The sequence below is a fragment of the Janthinobacterium sp. GW458P genome (assembly GCF_002127585.1).
GTDB lineage: Bacteria > Pseudomonadota > Gammaproteobacteria > Burkholderiales > Burkholderiaceae_D > Janthinobacterium.
The window spans coordinates 1-18,520 of the sequence record NZ_NEGZ01000079.1 but is presented as its reverse complement, the minus strand read 5'-3'; the positions used below and the strand labels follow the sequence as shown (position 1 = coordinate 18,520).

Genomic DNA, 18,520 nt, shown 5'->3' with positions numbered 1-18,520 from the left:
CGGGCTTGCGCGGCGGCCAGCGCCTCGCTCTGCGCCTGCGCCAGCAGCGCCTCGCCGGCATCCTTGTTGAGGGCGCCGCTCTGGATCAGGCCGCGGATCAGTTTGACCATGGTGCTGTCGGCCGGGACGGCCTGCGCCTGCACCGCGCCGGCCGCCACGCTCAGGGCCAGGGCCAGGGCGGCCAGCGCCAGCGGAAGGCGGCGCAGGCGCTGTGGGGAAGAAATTAGGAGGTTCATCGCTTCTTTCGGTAAAAATTAATATGGATGTCGTAAAGAACGCCTGACAAAACCGTCGCGAGCGGCAGTGAGTTGTGGCCGGGAAGCGCAGCTGTGCGCATGCACAGTGACCATCGCAGGCCGCAAATCACAACGCGCAGCAGGTTTGGTCGGGTGTTCACGGCCGGCGGCCCTTGATCGATACGCGCGCCGGGAAACGCAGGGACGCCGGCGGCCGCTCATCGGCGCGGAAATCGCGCACCATGGCCAGCACCTGCTCATCCGTCTGCGCATTGCCCGTGCCCTGCACCAGCAGCACTTTCGTCGTCTTGCCGTCCGCATCGAGCCACAGGTCGACGCGGATGTCGGAGAACGCCAGCTGGCGCGTGCGCGGATCGCGGGCAAACGCCATCTGCAAGGCGTTGGCCACATAGCGGCCGTACGAACCGGCGCCGAGACCACCGCCACCGCCGCCGCCCGTCATGCCGCCGCCGCGCCCGGCCTGGATGCCGAAGGCGTCGCTGCCGGCCTGCGCCGCACCGTCGATGGTGACGGGGTCGCCCTTGTCCGGCGACGGGCTTTCCGGCGCGTCATCCATGGGCTTGTCGGCCGGCGTCGGTTCCGGCTCCGATACCTCGGGCACCACCTTGTCGGGCGTCGGTTCCGGCAGTTTTTCCGGTTCCGGCGGCGGGGGCGGCGGGGGCGGCAGCATCAGCATGGGCGTGGCCGCCACCTCGCGCTTGGTGGCCGCCGTATCGGACAGTAAATACCAGACCAGCGCGGCCAGCGCGCCGGCCAGCAGCGCGCCGCCGGCCACGCCGCCCCAGCGGCGCCACCACTGCGCGGCGCCCGACGGCGCCGGCGCCGCCATCTTCATCATCTCGTCACGCTTCACCTTGCGCTCCTCATGCCGGCTTGCCGGTCACCAGGCCCACCTGGTTCAGGTCGATGCGGCGCAGCAGATCGAGCACTTCGACCACTTTCGCGTATTGCACGGCGGCATCGCCGCGCACGATCACGGGAAAGTCGGGCGTCAGGGCCTTTTCCGTGCGCAAGCGCTCTTCCAGCTCGGGCAGGGTGACGGGATAGGCGTCGAGGAAGACCTGGCCTGCGTTGTCGATGGTGATGGCCTTGGTCTTCGGTTTTTCCAGCGCCATGGCCGAACTGGCCTTGGGCAGGTCGACCTTGATGCCGGGAATGCTGGCGTTGCTGGTCAGAATGAAAATCACCAGCACCACCAGCAGCACGTCGACGAAGGGCGTGATGTTGATGCCGCCGCTACGCTTGCGGGGGGTAAACTTGGCGGAGGTGGCCATGGTTATGCGCCCCTCACGCCTGCTGCAGCACGGGACGCATCTGGCGTCCGTCGCCCTGCTCTTCAGCCAGGCGCGTGGCGAATTCGTCGACGAAGACGGCCATATCGGCGACGATGGCGTCGGAACGCGACGACAGCCAGTTGTAGCCGAACAGCGCGGGAATCGCCACGCCCAGGCCGGCGGCCGTACACAGCAGCGCTGCCGCCATGCCCGGCGCCACCGAGTTGATGTCCACGGCGCCGGCCATGGCCGCCACGACGAACACCAGCATGATGCCGATCACGGTGCCGAACAGGCCCACATACGGCGCGCCTTCGATGGTGGTCGAGAGCCAGATCATGCGCTTGGACATGCGCTCGCTTTCGCGCACCATCACGCCATCCATGGCGGCGCGGATGGCGCCGATGGTGGCGTTCGACACGGCGTTCAGGTCGTAGCCGCGGTCATGGCGGCGGCGCATCTCGTCGATGGCCACGTCATACAGGCGCCACAGCGAGGAATCCGTCTTCACGGCAGTGCTCAGCTTGCCATTGCGCGCCAGGTGGTCGAGCGGCGCGCCGGCCGCTTCGTGGAACGACTGCATGAACTGCGCATTGGCGCGCGAGATGGCGCCATAGCTGCGGCCCTTGCCGATCATGATGATCCACGACAACACCATCATCAGGCCCAGCACGCCGACGACGATCCAGGCGTCGAGCGGCATGGCGGCGATGATGAAGCCGAAATGGCTTTTTCCCGCCTGCTGTTCGTCGGCGCCAAACACGGCCAGGCGCGATTCGGAACCTTGCGAGACGGCGTCGGCCAGCAGCAGGGCGTCGGGACGGGCCGTGCGCGACAGGCGCAATTCGTCGATGGCGCCCGTGAAGTTGGCCAGGATGGCGGCGCCGGAAGCGGCCGGCGACGCATCGGCACCGACGGCGGCGGCCGTGGCGAAGGCCGGCAGGGCGGTGGCCAGCGACACGGCCGGACGGCCGCCCACGTACAGGGCCACATTGGCTTTATCGGCCTTGACGGCCAGGTGCGACCATTGGCCGGCCTGGATAGGCTGGCCGGGCTTGCTGCGCTGGCCATTGACCTGCACGAACGGCACGCCCTGGTCCACGCCGATCAGCAATTCACTGGCGCCGTCGCGGCGTGCATACAGCACTTGCTGCGCGCCCAGGCTGTCCGGGCGCACCCAGGCCGAGAAGGTGAATGGCGCGCCGGCGGCCAGCGCCAGCGATGGCGAGGCGGGCAGCATCAATGGCGTGGTGCCCAGGCGGGCGCCGGCGCCAATGACGGAACCATCGAGTGCCGGCACGGCCGTCTGCGCATGGTTGCCGTAGGCGGTGCTGTCGCGCGAGGGCACGCCAGGTTCGGTGAAGTGGTACACCAGGCTGTAATCGGGATCGAAGGTGCGCTGGCCATTGCCGGAGGCGGGCGCCTTCGGGTTGCCGTAGTACATCCACAACTGCTGCGGCGTACCGGCCGTCAGGGCCGGCACGTCGACCCAGATCAGGGCGATGCCCAGCAGCGGGTTGAATTGCTCGATCTGGTGGTTCAGGACGGTTTTATCGTCGCCGGCCACGAAGCGCAGGTCGGCGCCGTTGTCGCTGACGCCTTCAAAGTTGAAATTGCCCGAATGCAAGCGCAGCAGCACAGGAATGCGGCCGGGATCGCCGCCCACGGCGCCCGCCTTGGGACCGGCGTCGACGGTGACGGGTTTGCGGTAAGCCCAGTCGGGCTGCCACCAGGCATGCGCCAGGCCGGGAACGAGCGTGCCCAGGATCGTGAGCAGAAAAAGAAAACGTTGCATGACAGTGATTCTCCGAAGAAAAGTCTAGAAAAGTGCAGTGCTGTTGAGCTGGCCCGTCAGTAGCTGGCCGACAGGTTGAAGTTGATGCGGCGCACGTGTTTGTGCGTGCGCGGGCCTTCGCGCAGCGGATACGAAAAATCGATGCGGCCATTCAGGTAGCGCAGGAACTGGAAGCTGCTGCCCACGCCCACGGACGCCAGGCCGAACAGGTCTTTCTGTTCCAGCATCGGATCGCGCAGGCGCAGGCGCGCGCCATCGGCAAACGCATACAGGCGCCAGTTCTCCAGGCGGCTGAAATACGTCAGCTGCGGCGTGCGCCATTCAACGGTGCCGGACACGCCGTAGTCGCCCGTCGCCTCGGCCGACAGATAGCCGCGCACGGAGTTGGCGCCGCCGGCAGCCATCTGCTCGCCCGACACGAGCGCCGCATCGGCCAGCTGGCCCGACATGCGGCCATGCAGCTGGGCGCCGCTGCCCAGGGTGTAGGTGGCGTTGGCGTCGCCCTTGAGCACGAGGAAGCTGGGCGAGGCCTTGTAGCGCTTGTCGTCATAGGCCGCGCTGTTGCTGCCGTAGCCGAACGAGGCGCGCGTGCCGGCCACCAGCGACAGGCCCAGGCCATACGTCGCCGCCTCCGTCTGCGCATAGCCGTTGTAGGACACGCTCAGGGGCACGTACTTGAGCGGAATATTGCTGCCCGTGCCATTGAGCTTGAGCGCTTCCTGGTTATCCTTGAAGTCGATGCCGGCGGAAAAGCTGTGCCACCAGATGCCGCTGTTGGGCACCGTGTAATTGAGCTTCATGCCCAGCGCGTGGCCCTTGCCCAGCACGCTCGTGCCGCCCGTGCTGGCCACGTTGCTGTTGGATTTATAGCCGTTCGCTTCCACGCTCCAGCCCTGTGTGCCGATCGGCGCCACGTAGGAGGCGGACCACACGCGGGTCTGGTTCAGGTCGCCCGGCGTGCCGAAAAAGCTGATGGTGGCGCTATGCCCGAGCTGCCACAGGTTGTCGTGGCCCACCGACATGCTGGTACGCAACTTTTTGGTATCGGCGCTGTAGTCGTTGTTCAGGCCCACGCTGGCGCGCCACGGGCTGCTGTCGTCGACTTTCAGGTCCACGTCCATGGTGCCGGGCAGGCTGCCTTGCTTGACCAGCGGCATCACCTGGCGCTTGGGGCCGCGGTTCAGCGCCGTCAGTTCCACCTGCGCCTGGGTAAAGTCGGGCACCGTGCCTTCCGTCAGGGCCGGCACCTGCTGGCGCACGTCGAGCGGCGAGTTGTATTGCGCGCCGACCACGCGCAGGCGGCCCACCTTGGTTTCGCTCACCTGCAGCACCACCACGCCCTGCTCCACCTGCTGTTCGGGCAAGTCGACATAGACGGATTGATAACCTCGGGCTTGATATGCCGCAACGAGGGCGTCGCGCGCCCCTTCCACATCCTTCAAAGTGCGGCCCGGCCCCAGGAAGGGCGTGACGGCCGCTTCGATGGCGCGGGCGTCGAGCACGGTATTGCCACGCACCAGGTATTCCTCGATGGTCACTTGCCGTTCCGGCCCAGCCACGGGAGCGGCCGCCGGGACCGCATCCTGGGCGCGCGCCATGCCGGGCAGGGCCAGCATCGCCAGGCACAGCAGGCTCAAGGCGGTAGCGGGCGCCTGCGGCGCGCCATTACCTCGTTTCTTCATCTCACGCATATTCCATTCACCTCAAATTCAATCGGTTGCCCTACCCGGTAGCGCGGTGCTGAGCGCCATGTTCAGCAAGACAGTTCCTAGACGCGCGCCGCGCGCGCGGACTGCCGTTTGTCATCAAATGTTCATAAAACTCCGGCCGCGACGCTGGCGCCGCGGCCGGAATGGCGAAGCTGCGCGGTCAGCCAGGCCTTACGGCTGCAGGCCGCGCCGCTCGTTCGGCGTCAGCGCCTGCAGCTGCGGCGCCGTCAACGGCCCCGCGCCCAGCACCTGCACCACGCCTGCCGGCTGGTAGTTCGACGCCTGCGGCTCGCTGCCCTTGCCCTTGCCGGCGCCGCCCTCGTCCGCCTGCTCGTTGCCAAAACCCAACACTTTCACCGTGAACAGCGAAGGCTGCGCCTGGCGCGCGGCGGCCCGTTCGCGCTGCAGCACGTCCTGCGCCGCCGTCACGGCTTGCGTCGCGGCCGCGCTGGCGTTGCTCAGTGCGCCCACGTTCACCGAGGCGATGGTCGGCACGCCCGTGGCCTTGCCCTGCACCTGGATGTTTTCCGCATTCACCACCTGCAGCGCTGCCAGGTTGACGTTGCCCGAGACCCGGATGCCCGCCTCGCCCGCGTCGATGGTGCCCAGCGGGGCGATCAGGTCGATGTCGCCGGGCGGCACCTCCGGGATCGGATTGAGCGTGGCGATGCCGGCGCCCGTCGTCGGCGTGCTCGGCGACAGGCTGACGAGGCCGATGCTGTCGTACGCGCGGCGCTGCGGCGTATAGACGACGGTGGACTTGGTGCCGCGGCCCGCGTTGATGTCGCCCGTGGCCGACCAGGCCAGGATGTTGCCGCCGAAGGTAGTAAAGATGCGGCTCTGGCCCAGCAGGATGCTGTCTTTCGCATACATCTGGATGTCGCCCTGTCCCTGCGTCAGCACGCCCGAGCCTTCGCCCGGCGCATAGCCGCCGTCCACGCCGATCAGCGCGCGCCCGCCCGGCACCGTGATGCCGATGTCGCCGCCGAAATCCGTGTGGATGCCGGTGTCGTTGACGGTCACGTAAGGCACGTTGTAGTCAGGACGGCCCGCCTCGGCCCATTCCTGCGGGCTCAGGTAGCGCACGCCCGCGACGGGCCGCTTGGTGTACACGCCGCTGTATCCGCTGACGGTGTACAGCGCGCTGCTGAACATCGTCAGGTCGCCCTTGTACTCGATCTTCTTGCCCGCCTTGTCCTGCGCCGGGAAGAGGGTGGCGATGGCTTCGCGGCCGCGCAGATAGCTGCCGCGGCGCACGCCGTCCGGATCGTTGTACTCGCGCCCGGCCGCCTTCAGCTCGGCGAAGTAGACGTTGCTCAGGTACACCTGCTGCTGTTCCTTCGGCAAGGCGGCAAAGAAGCTGCGCGCATCGGTGGCCGGGTCGTAGCGGATGCCCAGGCCGCTGTCGCCGCCAAAACGCGTCGTCAGCCAGTTCACCAGGTGCAGCTGGCTGACCTGCGCGTATTCGCGCGCCAGGTCGCGCCGCACGCCGCCCGTCTGCGCCCCTGCCTTTTCCAGTTCGGCCTGCTTCGTGCCGAGGAAGGCGGCAGCGCCCGCCTCGTCGCCGCTGTAGGCAAACTGGCCGCGCAGCCAGTCGGCCAGGGTCAGCTTGCCGCCGTAGACATATACGGCGCTGCCGGCCTGGTCGGCCAGCGGCTTGCCTGGATCGGCCAGCTTGGCCGGATCCAGGTAGCGCGCCGCGAAAGCCGCATAGTCGGGACCGTTGCGGCCCACGCCGGCGGCCACGCTGATGCCGGCGCCATCGCCGCGCTTGTCCTGGCCGACATGGACGATGGAGCCGAGGCTGCGCAATTCCGCCTTGTCGGCCATGTACAGGTCGCGCCCGGCGCTCACATTGAGCTGGCCCGGCCCCGCCACATAGAAGGTGCTGTAGCGGATGTCGCGCCCGGCGCTGACGACGGAAACGTCGTCGGCATGGCGGTGCACGAACAGGTTGCCGCGCGCCGACGAGCTGCCGAAGACGACCGGCTTTTCCGGCAGCTCGGGACTGTTGGCAAAGGGCTGGCCGGTCCATCCCGCCGCGCCGTCCGGCACGCTCTCGACGTTGCCGAGCGGCGTGCCGGAGTTGACGATGTCGCGTCCGGCGCGCACGGCCACGGCGCCGCCGCCCTCGTACCACAGGCCCAGGGCGCCGCTGACGCCTTTCAGGTTGCCCCGGTACACGATACCGCCCGTGCGCAGGCCGACGATGTCGCCGCTGTTGGCATAGAAGTGCGCGGGCAACTGGCCTGCCGGCACATAGTCGGAGACCGTCGGCGGGGTCATGCTGAACAGCGGATACACTTGCTGATTGGCATCGCTGGCGCCATTCGACGTCGTACCAAACCATTTCAATGCCCCCGGCGCCAGCGCATCGGCGCTGACGTTATGCAGCGGCAGCAGGCCGAACCAGACCTTGTTCAGTGCGCCGACGAAGCCCGGATTGAACGGATTCGGCAGCATGCGCGGGTCGGCGCCCGATGGCGTGATCGGATAACCGGCCGCATGGATGGAGTCGGCGGCCAGCATTTCCAGCTGGCCCGTGCCCGTCCTGACAAATTGCGGCGCCACCGGCGACGGCGCCAGGATCACGCCGTTTTGCGGCATGTCCACCTTGCCGCCATCACCACCCAGCCTGCCCAGGCTGGCATTGCCGTAGTACAAGCTGCCGCTGGCGGCCACGGCGCGCAGCACGGACGGCATGACGAAGCGCCCGTCCGTCGGCGCGTGGTTGTCGCCGGCCATCGCATTGATCCAGGACGAGGTGGGCGTCAGGTTGCCGCCCGCGCTGAACAGGTCGATGGCCGTGGCCGGCGTCCAGAGCGAGAACCAGCTCCAGCCTTCGCCGGTGCGCTCCACGCCCTGGTAGCTGAACGGCGAGCCATAGCCCAGTTGCTTCACGCGGCCCGCATCGGCCACGCCGCCCAGCACCACGTCGCCGCGCGCATCGATGCGCACGCCGCTGTCGCCCGGTACCAGGATGGGCCCGCCGCTGGCGATCGCCGTGCCCGCCGTGTAGGTTTCATACGGCCGCGATTCCGTCGGATCGGCGCGGTCGAAGCGCAATTCGATGCCGCCCACGGCGCCCGCCTCCAGGCGCAGCGCGCCGCGCAGGTTGGTGAAGGTGCTGTTGAGCGTGGGGTACTGGCGCTCGAAGCGCGTATCGGCATTCGCGAAGTCGCCGTTGCGGTCGAAACTGCGCACCTCGGCCACGGGGTTCAGCCCGCCGCCGATGCGGATATCGAGGTCGCCGCCGCCCGTCAGCAGCAGCTTGCCGTCCGGCGTCACCCTGCCCGTGCTGCCCACGGCCACGTTCAGGCCCTGGCTGCGCGGCGCGAACTCGCCGCCCGGATCGGCGCGCGAGGCCAGCATGCCGGCGTCGCCGCCCGCCTGCAGCAGCAGATTGCCGCCGCCCAGGGTGCCGATGCCCGTAAAGCCCGACAGCCCCGGCAAGCCCGAGAACAGGTCGACGCCTTCGGGACGCGCGACATAGGTGCCGAAATTGATCCACCATGCCGTCGGCACGCCGCCCCCCGTGCTGCCGCTGCCCTGGCGCCACAGCCAGGTGCCGATGTCGCTGCTGTCCTGCTGCGCGCGCAGCCAGCCGATGGCATCCTCGCGGCGTTGCGTGGAGGTGCCCAGCGTATCGCCCTTGACGTCGCCCTGGGCGCGCAGCAGCAGATTGCCGCCGTGCTCGGGATACCAGGCGCGGTACAGGCTCCGGCTGCCGCCATCGACAAACGGCGTAAAGTCCGTGCCCAGCGCACCGAGCAGCTGGCCCTTGGCGTTCAGGCCGCGCGGCAGGTTGAACAGATCCTTGCCATTGACCAGCGGCGAGGCCGACTGCGTGCCCGCCGTGTAGACGCCATACAGCGAACGCATGTCGAAGTCGCCCGCGGCCAGCAAATCGAGGTCGCCCGTGCCCGTGCGCAGCACGCTGAACAGGGGCTGGCGCGCCGGCTCCACGCTGGTCACCTTCTCAGGCGGCGTGCCGTCGGCCACCTTGACCACCAGATAGCCATAGTTTTCCAGCATGTTTGCCTCGTCGCCAAACCAGATGATGTTAACCTCGCCTTCCGGCCATCCTTCGGCAATCGCCGCCTCGCTGAAGATATATTTGTTTGGCGAACCCGTGCCCGGCACGATGGAAGTCACCGCGCCCAGGCCGTAATGCGCATCGGCCAGCATCAGATGCGCGTCCTTCGCATTTGGCTTCAACGCGCGCGTGTCGGCCGCCGCCGTATCGGCGCCACCCACCAGGCGCAGCGACCACGCTTGCGAACCCTGGGCCAGCATGGGCGCCAGCGCCAGGTTGCGGCCCTGGCTTCCGCTGCCATCCGCGCTGCGCAGCGACACCATGGTGACGTCGCCCGGCAGCCTGACCACCGTGCCGGCAGGCAGCACGCTGCCCTTGTCCAGCGCCAGCGCCGAGGCCAGCACCACGCCATTGACGGCATTCGTGCTATCGGCCACGTCCCACGGCCGGCCTTCCGGGAAAGGCAGGGCCACGTTCGCCGGCCACACCATGGCCGCCACCCGGGCCGCGCCAGGCAGGCGCAGGCCGGCATCGAGCTGCATGCCGCTCGATAAGGTCAGCGCCTTCGGCAAGACGGTGCCGGCCGCGTACAGCACGCTGCCGTCGGCATTGCGCACGGCGCCGCCCAGCACGCTGCCTGCAGGCAAGTTCAGCTCCGCCGTCAAGGTGGCGCGCGCCGCCAGCAAGGTACCGCTGCGCAACTCCATGGCTTTCATCGGCACGGCAAAATTGACGCTCGTGCCCGATTTGAAATAGGTGTTTTCGGCCAGGGTCACCAGGCCCGCCTGCGGCACGACGACCTCGCCGCCCCACGGCAGCCGGCCTTTCACCAGTTGCCAGCCCTTGTCATCCTTCGTGACGGGCAGGACGCTGGTATCGAAACCATCGGTGATGCTGCCAAAGACGCTGAGCTTGCCGCCGGCGCGCAGCACCAGCGCACCGGCCTCGCCCGAGCCGTACACGCCGCTCAGGCGCGCCAGCGGATTGACGCCGTCGTAGCGGTGGCCGGACAGGTCGATATCGCCATCGATATGCAGGTCGCCGCCCGGCGCGGCGCTGACGATCTCGACGCCTGGGCGCAGGTGGAAAGCGTTGGCGTCGCCGCGCAAGCCGCGCAGCTTGTTGTTCATCAAATTGCCGTTCGCCAGCGCATTGGCCATGAAGACTTGGCTGTCCGCGTGCTTCTCGTCCAGGTAAGCCTGGTTGATGCCCTGGTAGCTGCGGCCGTCCGCATCCTTGCCCGTGCCCGCTGGCGCATCCTTGTATTGCCAGAAGGCATTGACGTTGATCGTGCGCGCACCGGCGATGTTCAGCGCGCCGGCCGCGTCGATGTCGATGTCGTCGCCCGTGGCGCCGCCCAGGCGGCGCGCGTTCAGGTCGATGCTGCCGTAGTTGCCGCCCTTGTCTCCGCTGCGCAGGTCGAAACGCGCGCCGTTTTCCAGGGTCAGGCGGCCGCCGGGCGCGGCCAGTTCGATCACGGCGCGGTTCGGCGCCTCGATCACCTGGCCATAGCTGTCCGTGCGCAGCACCGTGCCGTGTGCATCGAGCACGGCGCCGGACTGGATAGTGACGCCGTCGCGGCCGGCCAGGCGGATGCTCCCCACCTGTTCGCCGCTGGCGTCGATGCGGCCGTTCACCGTCAGGCTGCCGCCATCGATGGAGACGTTCACTTCGCGCGCCTTGAGCTCGTCGCCGATGGTCAAATTACCCTGTTTGAGCTGGAAGCTGCGGCTGCCGGATACCTTGCCCGTGTTCAGGCGCTGGTTCAGGCCGGCAAAGTCGGCGACATGCTGGGCGCGCAACTCCAGGCCGCCCGCCGCGTAGGCTACCTGAGTGCCGCCCGCGTCATAGCTGCCGCTGGCGCCGCCCAGCAGGGTGCCGCGCAAGTCGGCCGTGCCCGCCGCCTCGCCCGCGGCGATCACGCTGAGCTTGCCGGCGCGGTTGTTCACGGCCGACACGTCGATCACGGAAGCGGCCGCCTGGCGTACGTCTCCCTCGCGGCTGTCGAGGATCACGTCGCCGCCCCAGCTGTATTTGCTCGTGTCGTAGAAATCGATCTTGCGGCCCGCCAGGTCCAGCTTGGCCTTGTCGCCCAGCAATACATCGCGCTCGGCCGACAGGGTCAATTTTCCACTCGGTAAGACCACCGAGGTATCCACGCTGACGCTGTTGCCGCTCAGCGCCACTTCGGCGCCCAGGGCGCCGGCCAGCGCCGCATTCGTCGGCGTGGCGGCAGCGGCACCGGCCGGTGCGCTCACCTTGACGGCGCCGCCCGCCGTGAGGCGGTTGACGGAGCCGGCCGCGCCCGTCAACAGCGGCGTGCTGATCAGCAAATCGCCGCCACTGTAGTGATAGCCATTGGTGGCCGTATCCCACGCGCTCTGCGACTGGTAGACGGACAGGCTGCCCTTGTTGTTGGCCGTCAGCTGTTCGCTGGCATTCAGTGCCACCTGGCCGAAGCCCAGCACCAGGCGGTCCAGCTTGTGGATGGTGTCGGGACGGCTGTCCGGCGTGAAGCCGAACTCGATGCGCCTGGCGTCGACCTGCAAACGGCCGCTGCCCGTGCCGGGGCCATTGGCGACGACGGCGCCAGGCGCATTCGTCGCGCCCTGCCACACGAGGGTGTCCGTGTGGATGCGCGCCAGCGCGTCCGTGCCGCCATAGCCGTAGATGGCCGGCGTATTGAGCACCAGGCGCGACAGCGACGACTTGCCCGTGGCCGCATCGATGGTCGACAGCTGCGACGAATCATAGAAGTTGAAGGAATTGCGCGCCGTCAAACCCAGGTTTTCCAGCGCCGGTGCACCCGTGCTGGTGTCGCCGCGCAGCAGGCGGTCGAGCACGCCCTGGTTCAGCGCCAGGCCGTCCGGCAAGGCGCCGCGGGCGCTGGCGTCGGCCAGGGACGCCTCGCTGCCGACATTGATCGAACCCATCGCCAGCACCAGGTTGCGCGTGCCGTAGCGCACGTTGTCGCGCAGGGTAAACGCGCGCTCCGTCACGGCGGCGATGGTGCCCTCGGAATACAGCGACGTGCTGCCGCTGCAGGCGCCGCCCGTTTTCGCGCAGGCGCCGATATCGATGATGCCGGGGCCATACGATTCGGACGACGGCGCCGCGGCCGGCAGCATGTCCAGCCAGCCGTTCGAGACGGCCAGCACGCTGCCCATCGGTTCGTACACATAGCCGTCGCGCGAATCCCAGGCGGCCTTGCCGCGGCCCAGCGTATTGATGCCGGAGCCCTGTTCCAGGATGATGCCGTCGTCTTTTCTCGCCGTCACCAGAAACACTTCGGCCGCCTTCAGCACGGCGCCGTCGCGCAGCACGATGCCGCCCGCCGATTCCTTGATGGCGGCAATATTGGCGCGCTGGTTGCTGCCCGTGCCAAATTCGCTGTAGTTCACGCGCGGCAAGCCGCCGATGCCCACGCGCTGGGCGCCGAAGGCATTGATCTGCGACGCATGCACGGAGACGCCATTGAAATCGGCCAGCGGCGCCGTGCCGTCGGCCAGCACTTCGTAGCGGGTCGACGCATGATTGCCCGTGCCCAGCAGCAGGGAGCCGCCGAAGCCGCCCTCGGCCGGCGCATACAGGGCGCTGCCATCCATCATCAACGGCGTATGGTTGTCCTTGACGCTGTGCACGGACGGGGCGATCAGCTGCACGCGCACGCCCTTGGCATCGCGCTCCAGCGCGGCGCGCGGCACGCCGTCGCGCGTGGCCTGCGCCACGGCAAAGGCGGCATACCCCGTTTCATTGTATTGCGAATAGCTGCGCAGCACGTCGGCCGGCGTCAGGATGGCTTGTTGCGCCACCACGTCGCGGATCGCCGTGCCCGCCACGCCCGTCTGCGCCGCCGTGGCAAACGAGCCATTGCGCATGGCGATCGTGCCGCCCGTCTCGACGGCGCCGGCCAGGCCATTCAGTTCCACGCGGAAAGCACCGGGCAGCAGGGCGAAATTCGATGGCAGCAAGGTGTAGGTGCCGGCCGCCAGGCCGGGCACGCCCGCGCCGATGGTGATCTGGCGTCCCACGGCGGGCTTGCCCGCGCCCTGCTCGGCCGTCAACGGCGCCACGTCCGGCTGCACGCCGGGAAGGATGGCGTACACGGGGTTGGTGTTCAGGCCGGGCAGGGTGAAACCGCCGTTCGGCTTCATCTGCACCAGCGGATTGAGGCGCGCGTCGGTGGAGCCGCCGCGTCCGGCCAGGAAGGCCGCGCCCGTCAAGGTGCCGCCGCCCGACATGTCGAGCACGGCGCCTTGTTGCACGTCGATGGCGGCGCCCGTCAAGGCGATCTCGGGGCCGTTGCCCACGCCCTTGAACACGACATCGTTGCCGTCATACAGGTAGCTCAAGCCATCGAGCGTGCCGCCGTAGGGCATCGTCAAGCCTTTCGCACTGACGGACGTCAGGCTGCCAGGCAACAGATTGACGCGGCCCGTATTGGCTTCAAAGCCTTCGGCGCCCAGGTTGATCTGGCCCAGCGGCGCGCGCAGCACGCCATGCTGGTTGATGGTGGGCGCAACCAGGCTCAGGGTGCCGAACACGGAGAACGGCTGGTTCGGCATGGCGCCGTCGCCGCTGCGCCCGATATTGAGCGTGCGCAACGGGTCGAGCGAGACGCGGATATTGCCATATTCGTCGATGCCGCTCTTCTGGCCCACCGTGACCATGCCGCTGTCGCCCGTGGCCGGGTAGATCTGCGCGGCGACCAGCGTGGCATTGCCAGGCTGGTACAGGGCGGCGCTGTTCGACAGGCGCATGTCGCCGCGGCTGTTCAGGGTCAGCTGCTCGAAGGCATCGCGTTCGACCACCAGGTCGGCGCCGCTGCTCTGCGCAATGGTGCCGCGCGTACCCATGTTGACCTCGCCCGCGATATCGAGCATGCCCGCATCGATCTGCAGCAGGGAATCCTCGGCCACCAGCGGCACGCCCAGCATGCCGCGTCCCTTGCCCAGGTTCTTCGAGCCTTTCACGGCATTGGGCACGATGTAGTCGTCCTTCTGCGCGCGCACGGCCGTGCCCAGGCGCACGTACGGCGCCGCCAGGCGCACCTGGCTGGCAAGGCTGCCCGCCTTGTCCTGGCCATCGGGCACAGGCTGCTGCGCCAGGCCCAGCGAGGAGGCGCTCAGGCGCAGGCTCTGGCCCAGCGACAGGCTGACGTCGCCGTCAAAACTGAGCATGCCGTTCACATGCAGGGCCAGATTGTCGAAACCGCCCGCCTGCACGCGGTCGGCGCCCAGGCGCGCGCTGCCGTAGCGCAATGCCGCGTCCTGCTGGCCGGCGCGCAAGTCGCCGGGCAAGGCGCTGTCGCCCTGCACCTGCGCCAGTTGCATTTCGCGCGGCACGCGCACCGCGTTGTCCACGTTGTCGCCTTGCAAGGTGTAGCGGTTGACCTTGCCGTAATTGGGCGTGTCCAGCGCCAGTGCCAGGGTGCCGCCGGCCGCACCGGCGCCGCCGGCAGCGGCGCGCAGGGTGCCGTCGGCAAAGATGCCGTTGTAGGAACTGAGCGAAATCAAACCGCCGTTGCCGGCCACGTTGACGGTGCCCTGGTTCGGCAAATCCAGGGTCGCTTGCGCGCCGCTGGCGTCGAGCAGCGCGCCAGGACGCACGACGACAAAGGCATCGGCCGCGTCGACGCTGGCAGCGTCAGCCTTGTAGCGGGCGCCGATTTCGATGCGGCCGCCCTGGTCGGCACGGCCATAGCGCCCGCCCCGCATGTCGGTGGCGACCGTGGCCCTGCCGGCGACGTCCAGCACGGCCTTGTCGCCGATCCAGATCGACGTGGCTTGTCCCTTGCCGTTCGGTACATCCACCTCATTGCCCGTGCCAAACGTGCCTGGCAAGATGGCGATCTTGCCACCTCGGGCTTCGAGCTTGCCATCGACGGTGATCTGCGCATTGCCCGTCAGGCTGATCTGACGGCCCGGATCGACCGTGATGACGGCGCCTTGCGCCACCGCCAGATCCCCCTTCACGTGCGCGCTGCCGGCCGTCAGCGACAGGTCGGCGCCCATGCGCTGCGTCAGACGGGCCTTGCGCGCATCTTCCTGGTACAGCTCCGGCGTCCACAGTTCCAGCGCGGCGCCAGGATCGGTGCCGCCTGCCACCGTATGGCCCGTGGCGGGATTGAAACGCAGCACGGGCATGGTGACGTCGATATGCGCATCCTTGACCACCACGACGCCATCGCGGCCCGTGACGGCGTAGTCGGCAAAACCGCTCTGTAACAGGCTGGCGCCCAGCGCCAGCATGGGCTTGACGGCAACATCGCGTCCCAGCACCATGCCAGCCGGCAACATCATGCCGCGCGGCGCGCGCAAGTCGTCGGCGGCGATGCTGCCGGCCGCATACTGCGTCGTCACCAGCGGGATCGGCAAGCCGTTCGGAAAGACCGCCGCCGAGACCATGAAGCCGGCCGGCAGGTTGTTGATGGCCGTCAGCACGCTGCCGGCGGGGGCGATGGCCCCCTGCCAGACAATCATGCCGCCATTGATGACGACATTGGCGCCCGGCGGCACCAGCAGGTCGGCCCCCAGCACCAGCGGTTTCTGCGCCGACACGTCCGCCGTCACCGGCTTGCCCAGAGTCTGGCCCGGCTTGATCAAGCTGGTGCTGAGCGCAAAATCGAAGGGGATCTTCTCGCCCTTGGCGATCAGGAATTCGTCGCTCAGGCGCAGGGCCACCGGTGAACTGCTGCCGGCTGGCAATACGTCGCCTTCGAGCAGCTTGCCGCCGATGCTGACGGCCGCGCCGCTGTCGATGACCAGGCGTCCGCCGCCCTTCACGCCATGGCCGCGCAATTCGCCGTCGAGCTTGAGCATGGCGCCCGTCGGCGCTTTCTCCGTCGGCAGGTCGACCGCCAGGGTGATGTCGCCGCCGCGCCCGCCCTGCAGGCTGCCATTGCCCATCAGGGCCGCGCCGGACGAGACGTCGATGACGCTGCCGCCCGTCAGGTCGATGCCGCCCGAACTTTTCAGGGTGACCTTGCCGCCATTGATATACGGCAAACCGGCAATGGCGCCCGGATCGAGTTCCAGGTTGCTCCACAGGCCACGCGCATCGAGGCGCACGCCGGGCGCCACGCGCACGCCGGCCGTTCCCGTGGGGCGGCTGTCGGGCACCAGCTTGCCTTCAGCCCATACGTCGCCGGCACCCGCCAGATAGCGCGAAACGATGTCGCCGGCGGCGATGCTGCCGCCGCGCGCGCTCACGTTCGCCTTGATCGCCACGTCGGTGGCGTGCAGGGCGATGTCGCCGCCATCGGCCACGCGCACGTCGGCGTCGACGCTCACGCTGTCGTAGGCATGGATTTTCAGGGCGCCCAGCTCCAGGCCGTTGAGCCAGTCGGCGTCGAGCTGCAGGGTCTTGCTGCGCGCGGCCGGCAAGGCTTCACCCAGCAGCTGGCCATCGGCGATGCCGGCCACCTTGCCGATTTGCACCTTGTCCAGCACGGCTTGCGGGCTGTCGCGCAGCTGGCCCGTGCGCGTATCGAAGACGGGCGTCATTTTGCCCACGATCAATTGACCGGCGCGCGCCGCCGACGTCTGCGCCTGCTTGTAGCCATCCATGCCCTCATCGCGCTTGCGCTGCTGGCGCTCGCCCTGGAAGACAGAGGTGTCGATATCGCCTTCCAGCACGGCCGCGCCCGTGGAAACGATCACGCGGCCCGCGTCGCGGCCCACCGTGTAGCCGTTTTCCAGGCGTTCGCGCGGGCCGATCAGGGCATTCGCGTACGTCTCCGTCGTGTTCGCGCCCCAGCGCGCATGCGTGCTTTCGTAGCCGCGGTACAGGCCCGTGTACAGGTTGTCGCCGGGCGCCGTGCTCAGCTTGTACATCGCGCCATCGGCGCCCTTCAGCCACGTCTGCTTGACCATGCCCGTCTGCACGTCGAGCGAGCCGCCGGCGATGTTGATGCGCGAACCGGCCTGCGTCACCACTTCGCCGCCGCCAAAGCCGACGGTGCCGCCCTGGGCCGCCCATTCGCCGATGCCGTGGCCGCTGGTATTCAGGTAGCCGCTCACCTCCAGCAGGCCGCCGGCCGTGTACCAGCGGTCGGTGGCGTAGCCGTTGGTGCCGGCCGGCACCAGCACCAGGTCGCGGCGGTCGACCCACACGTCGCTGTTGTTCAGGTATTTGGCGTCGCGGCTGCCCGGTGCGTCGCGCTGTTCGTTGCCCTGCACATTGATCAGCACATTGTTGCTGCTCATGTCGACCTTCACGCCGACGGCGCCCGAGACGTCGATGGCGGCGTCGCGCGCCACGTGGCTGCGGCGGGCCGCATCGACCAGCACCTGGCCGCCCGTGGCCAGGGTCAGCGAATCGCCTTCGAACTCCACGTTGCCGGCCGAAACGATGCGCACCAGCGACTGGTCGCGCCGGTCCTGCGGCGTATCCGTGCCCTTGCCCGTATTTTTCAGCAGCGTGTCGCGCTGCACATCGAGCGCCGTGGTGCCGTTGTCGTCGATAAAAATGGCGCTGACGCTGCGGCGTCCCATGGTGACCTTGGCGTCCTCGCCCGCCGCCGCCAGGTGGATGGCGCCGCGTCCGTTGACGGAAGTGCTCGACAGCAGCATGCCGTCCTGGCGCAGCGAGTTGCCGCTCAGCGTGATGTCGCCGCCGGCCGACTGGATCAGGCCGCGGTTGATGACGGCGCCCGCGCTGCTGCCGGCCGTGCGCAGCATCTCGACTTCATTGCCGCGCGTGCTCGAGTACTGGTTCTTGTCCGTGCCCTGGCCCGGGCGCACGATGATGGCGTCGCCGGCGGCCAGGGTGGTCTGACCATTCGGCGTGGTGATGGCACCCGCGTTGTCGACGCCGCGGCCGGCCAGCAGCACGTAGCCGCCGCCCTCCGTCACCGTCTGCGGCTTGCGCGTGTCGATGCGCGCGCCGGCGGCGACGACGACGTCCGCCTCGGCCTTGCCATGCGTGGAGGTATTCTGGCCCAGCAGCAAGTCATTCGCGAAGGTCGGCACGGCGCCCGTGCCCTGCGCCTTGCCGTACAGGCCGCTCTTGAACTGGCTGTCGCTCATGCCCATGGCGGCCGCCGCCAGGTTGCGCGTATCGACCTGGCTGCTGCCCGTAAACACGATGCCGTTGCGGTTGACGATCATCACCGTGCCGTCGGCCTTGATCTGGCCCTGGATCTGGCTGGGGCGCGCCAGCGGATCATTGACCCGGTTCAATACGGACCAGTTCGATTTCTGGTCGAATTGCAAGGTGGTGTTCTTGCCGACGTTGAAACTTTCCCAGTTCAGTATCGCCTTGTCATCCGTCTGCACGACCTTCACGACGGTCTTGCCGTCGGCCTGCGTCTGCACGGGTCCCTGGGCATTGAGCCAGCCGGCCGTCAGGCTGTTCGTGTCGACCTGCAAGCCGCCCTTGGCCAGGCCATCGGGCGCGCCGCCCGCCGCCAGCGCCGCCTGGCGCGCGGCCGCCTGCACCGCCTGCTC

5 protein-coding genes and 1 pseudogene are annotated in these 18,520 nt (G+C 68.4%); all 6 read right to left on the bottom strand.

The features are described from left to right. Positions 1-236 (bottom strand): annotated as a pseudogene (locus CBW50_RS26410) (putative porin); the annotation flags it as partial. A 157-nt stretch (positions 237-393) separates the two neighbouring features. Further along, positions 394-1,110, bottom strand: a complete 717-nt coding sequence (locus CBW50_RS26405) for a hypothetical protein (protein WP_253252003.1) — start codon at positions 1,108-1,110, stop codon at positions 394-396. A gap of 10 nt (positions 1,111-1,120) precedes the next feature. Continuing rightward, the gene (locus tag CBW50_RS26400) at positions 1,121-1,531 is read right to left on the bottom strand and encodes a biopolymer transporter ExbD (protein WP_034753784.1); all 411 of its coding nucleotides are present in this window, start codon (positions 1,529-1,531) and stop codon (positions 1,121-1,123) included. A gap of 13 nt (positions 1,532-1,544) precedes the next feature. Then, positions 1,545-3,326, bottom strand: coding sequence for a DUF2341 domain-containing protein (locus CBW50_RS26395; protein ID WP_086148265.1), 1,782 nt, complete (start codon positions 3,324-3,326; stop codon positions 1,545-1,547). A 56-nt stretch (positions 3,327-3,382) separates the two neighbouring features. Continuing rightward, positions 3,383-5,008, bottom strand: a complete 1,626-nt coding sequence (locus CBW50_RS26390; protein WP_226936348.1) for a ShlB/FhaC/HecB family hemolysin secretion/activation protein — start codon at positions 5,006-5,008, stop codon at positions 3,383-3,385. A gap of 198 nt (positions 5,009-5,206) precedes the next feature. Beyond that, on the bottom strand, positions 5,207-18,511 hold the full coding sequence (locus tag CBW50_RS26385; RefSeq protein ID WP_216356417.1) for a filamentous haemagglutinin family protein: 13,305 nt from the start codon (positions 18,509-18,511) through the stop codon (positions 5,207-5,209). Positions 18,512-18,520 lie beyond the last annotated feature (9 nt).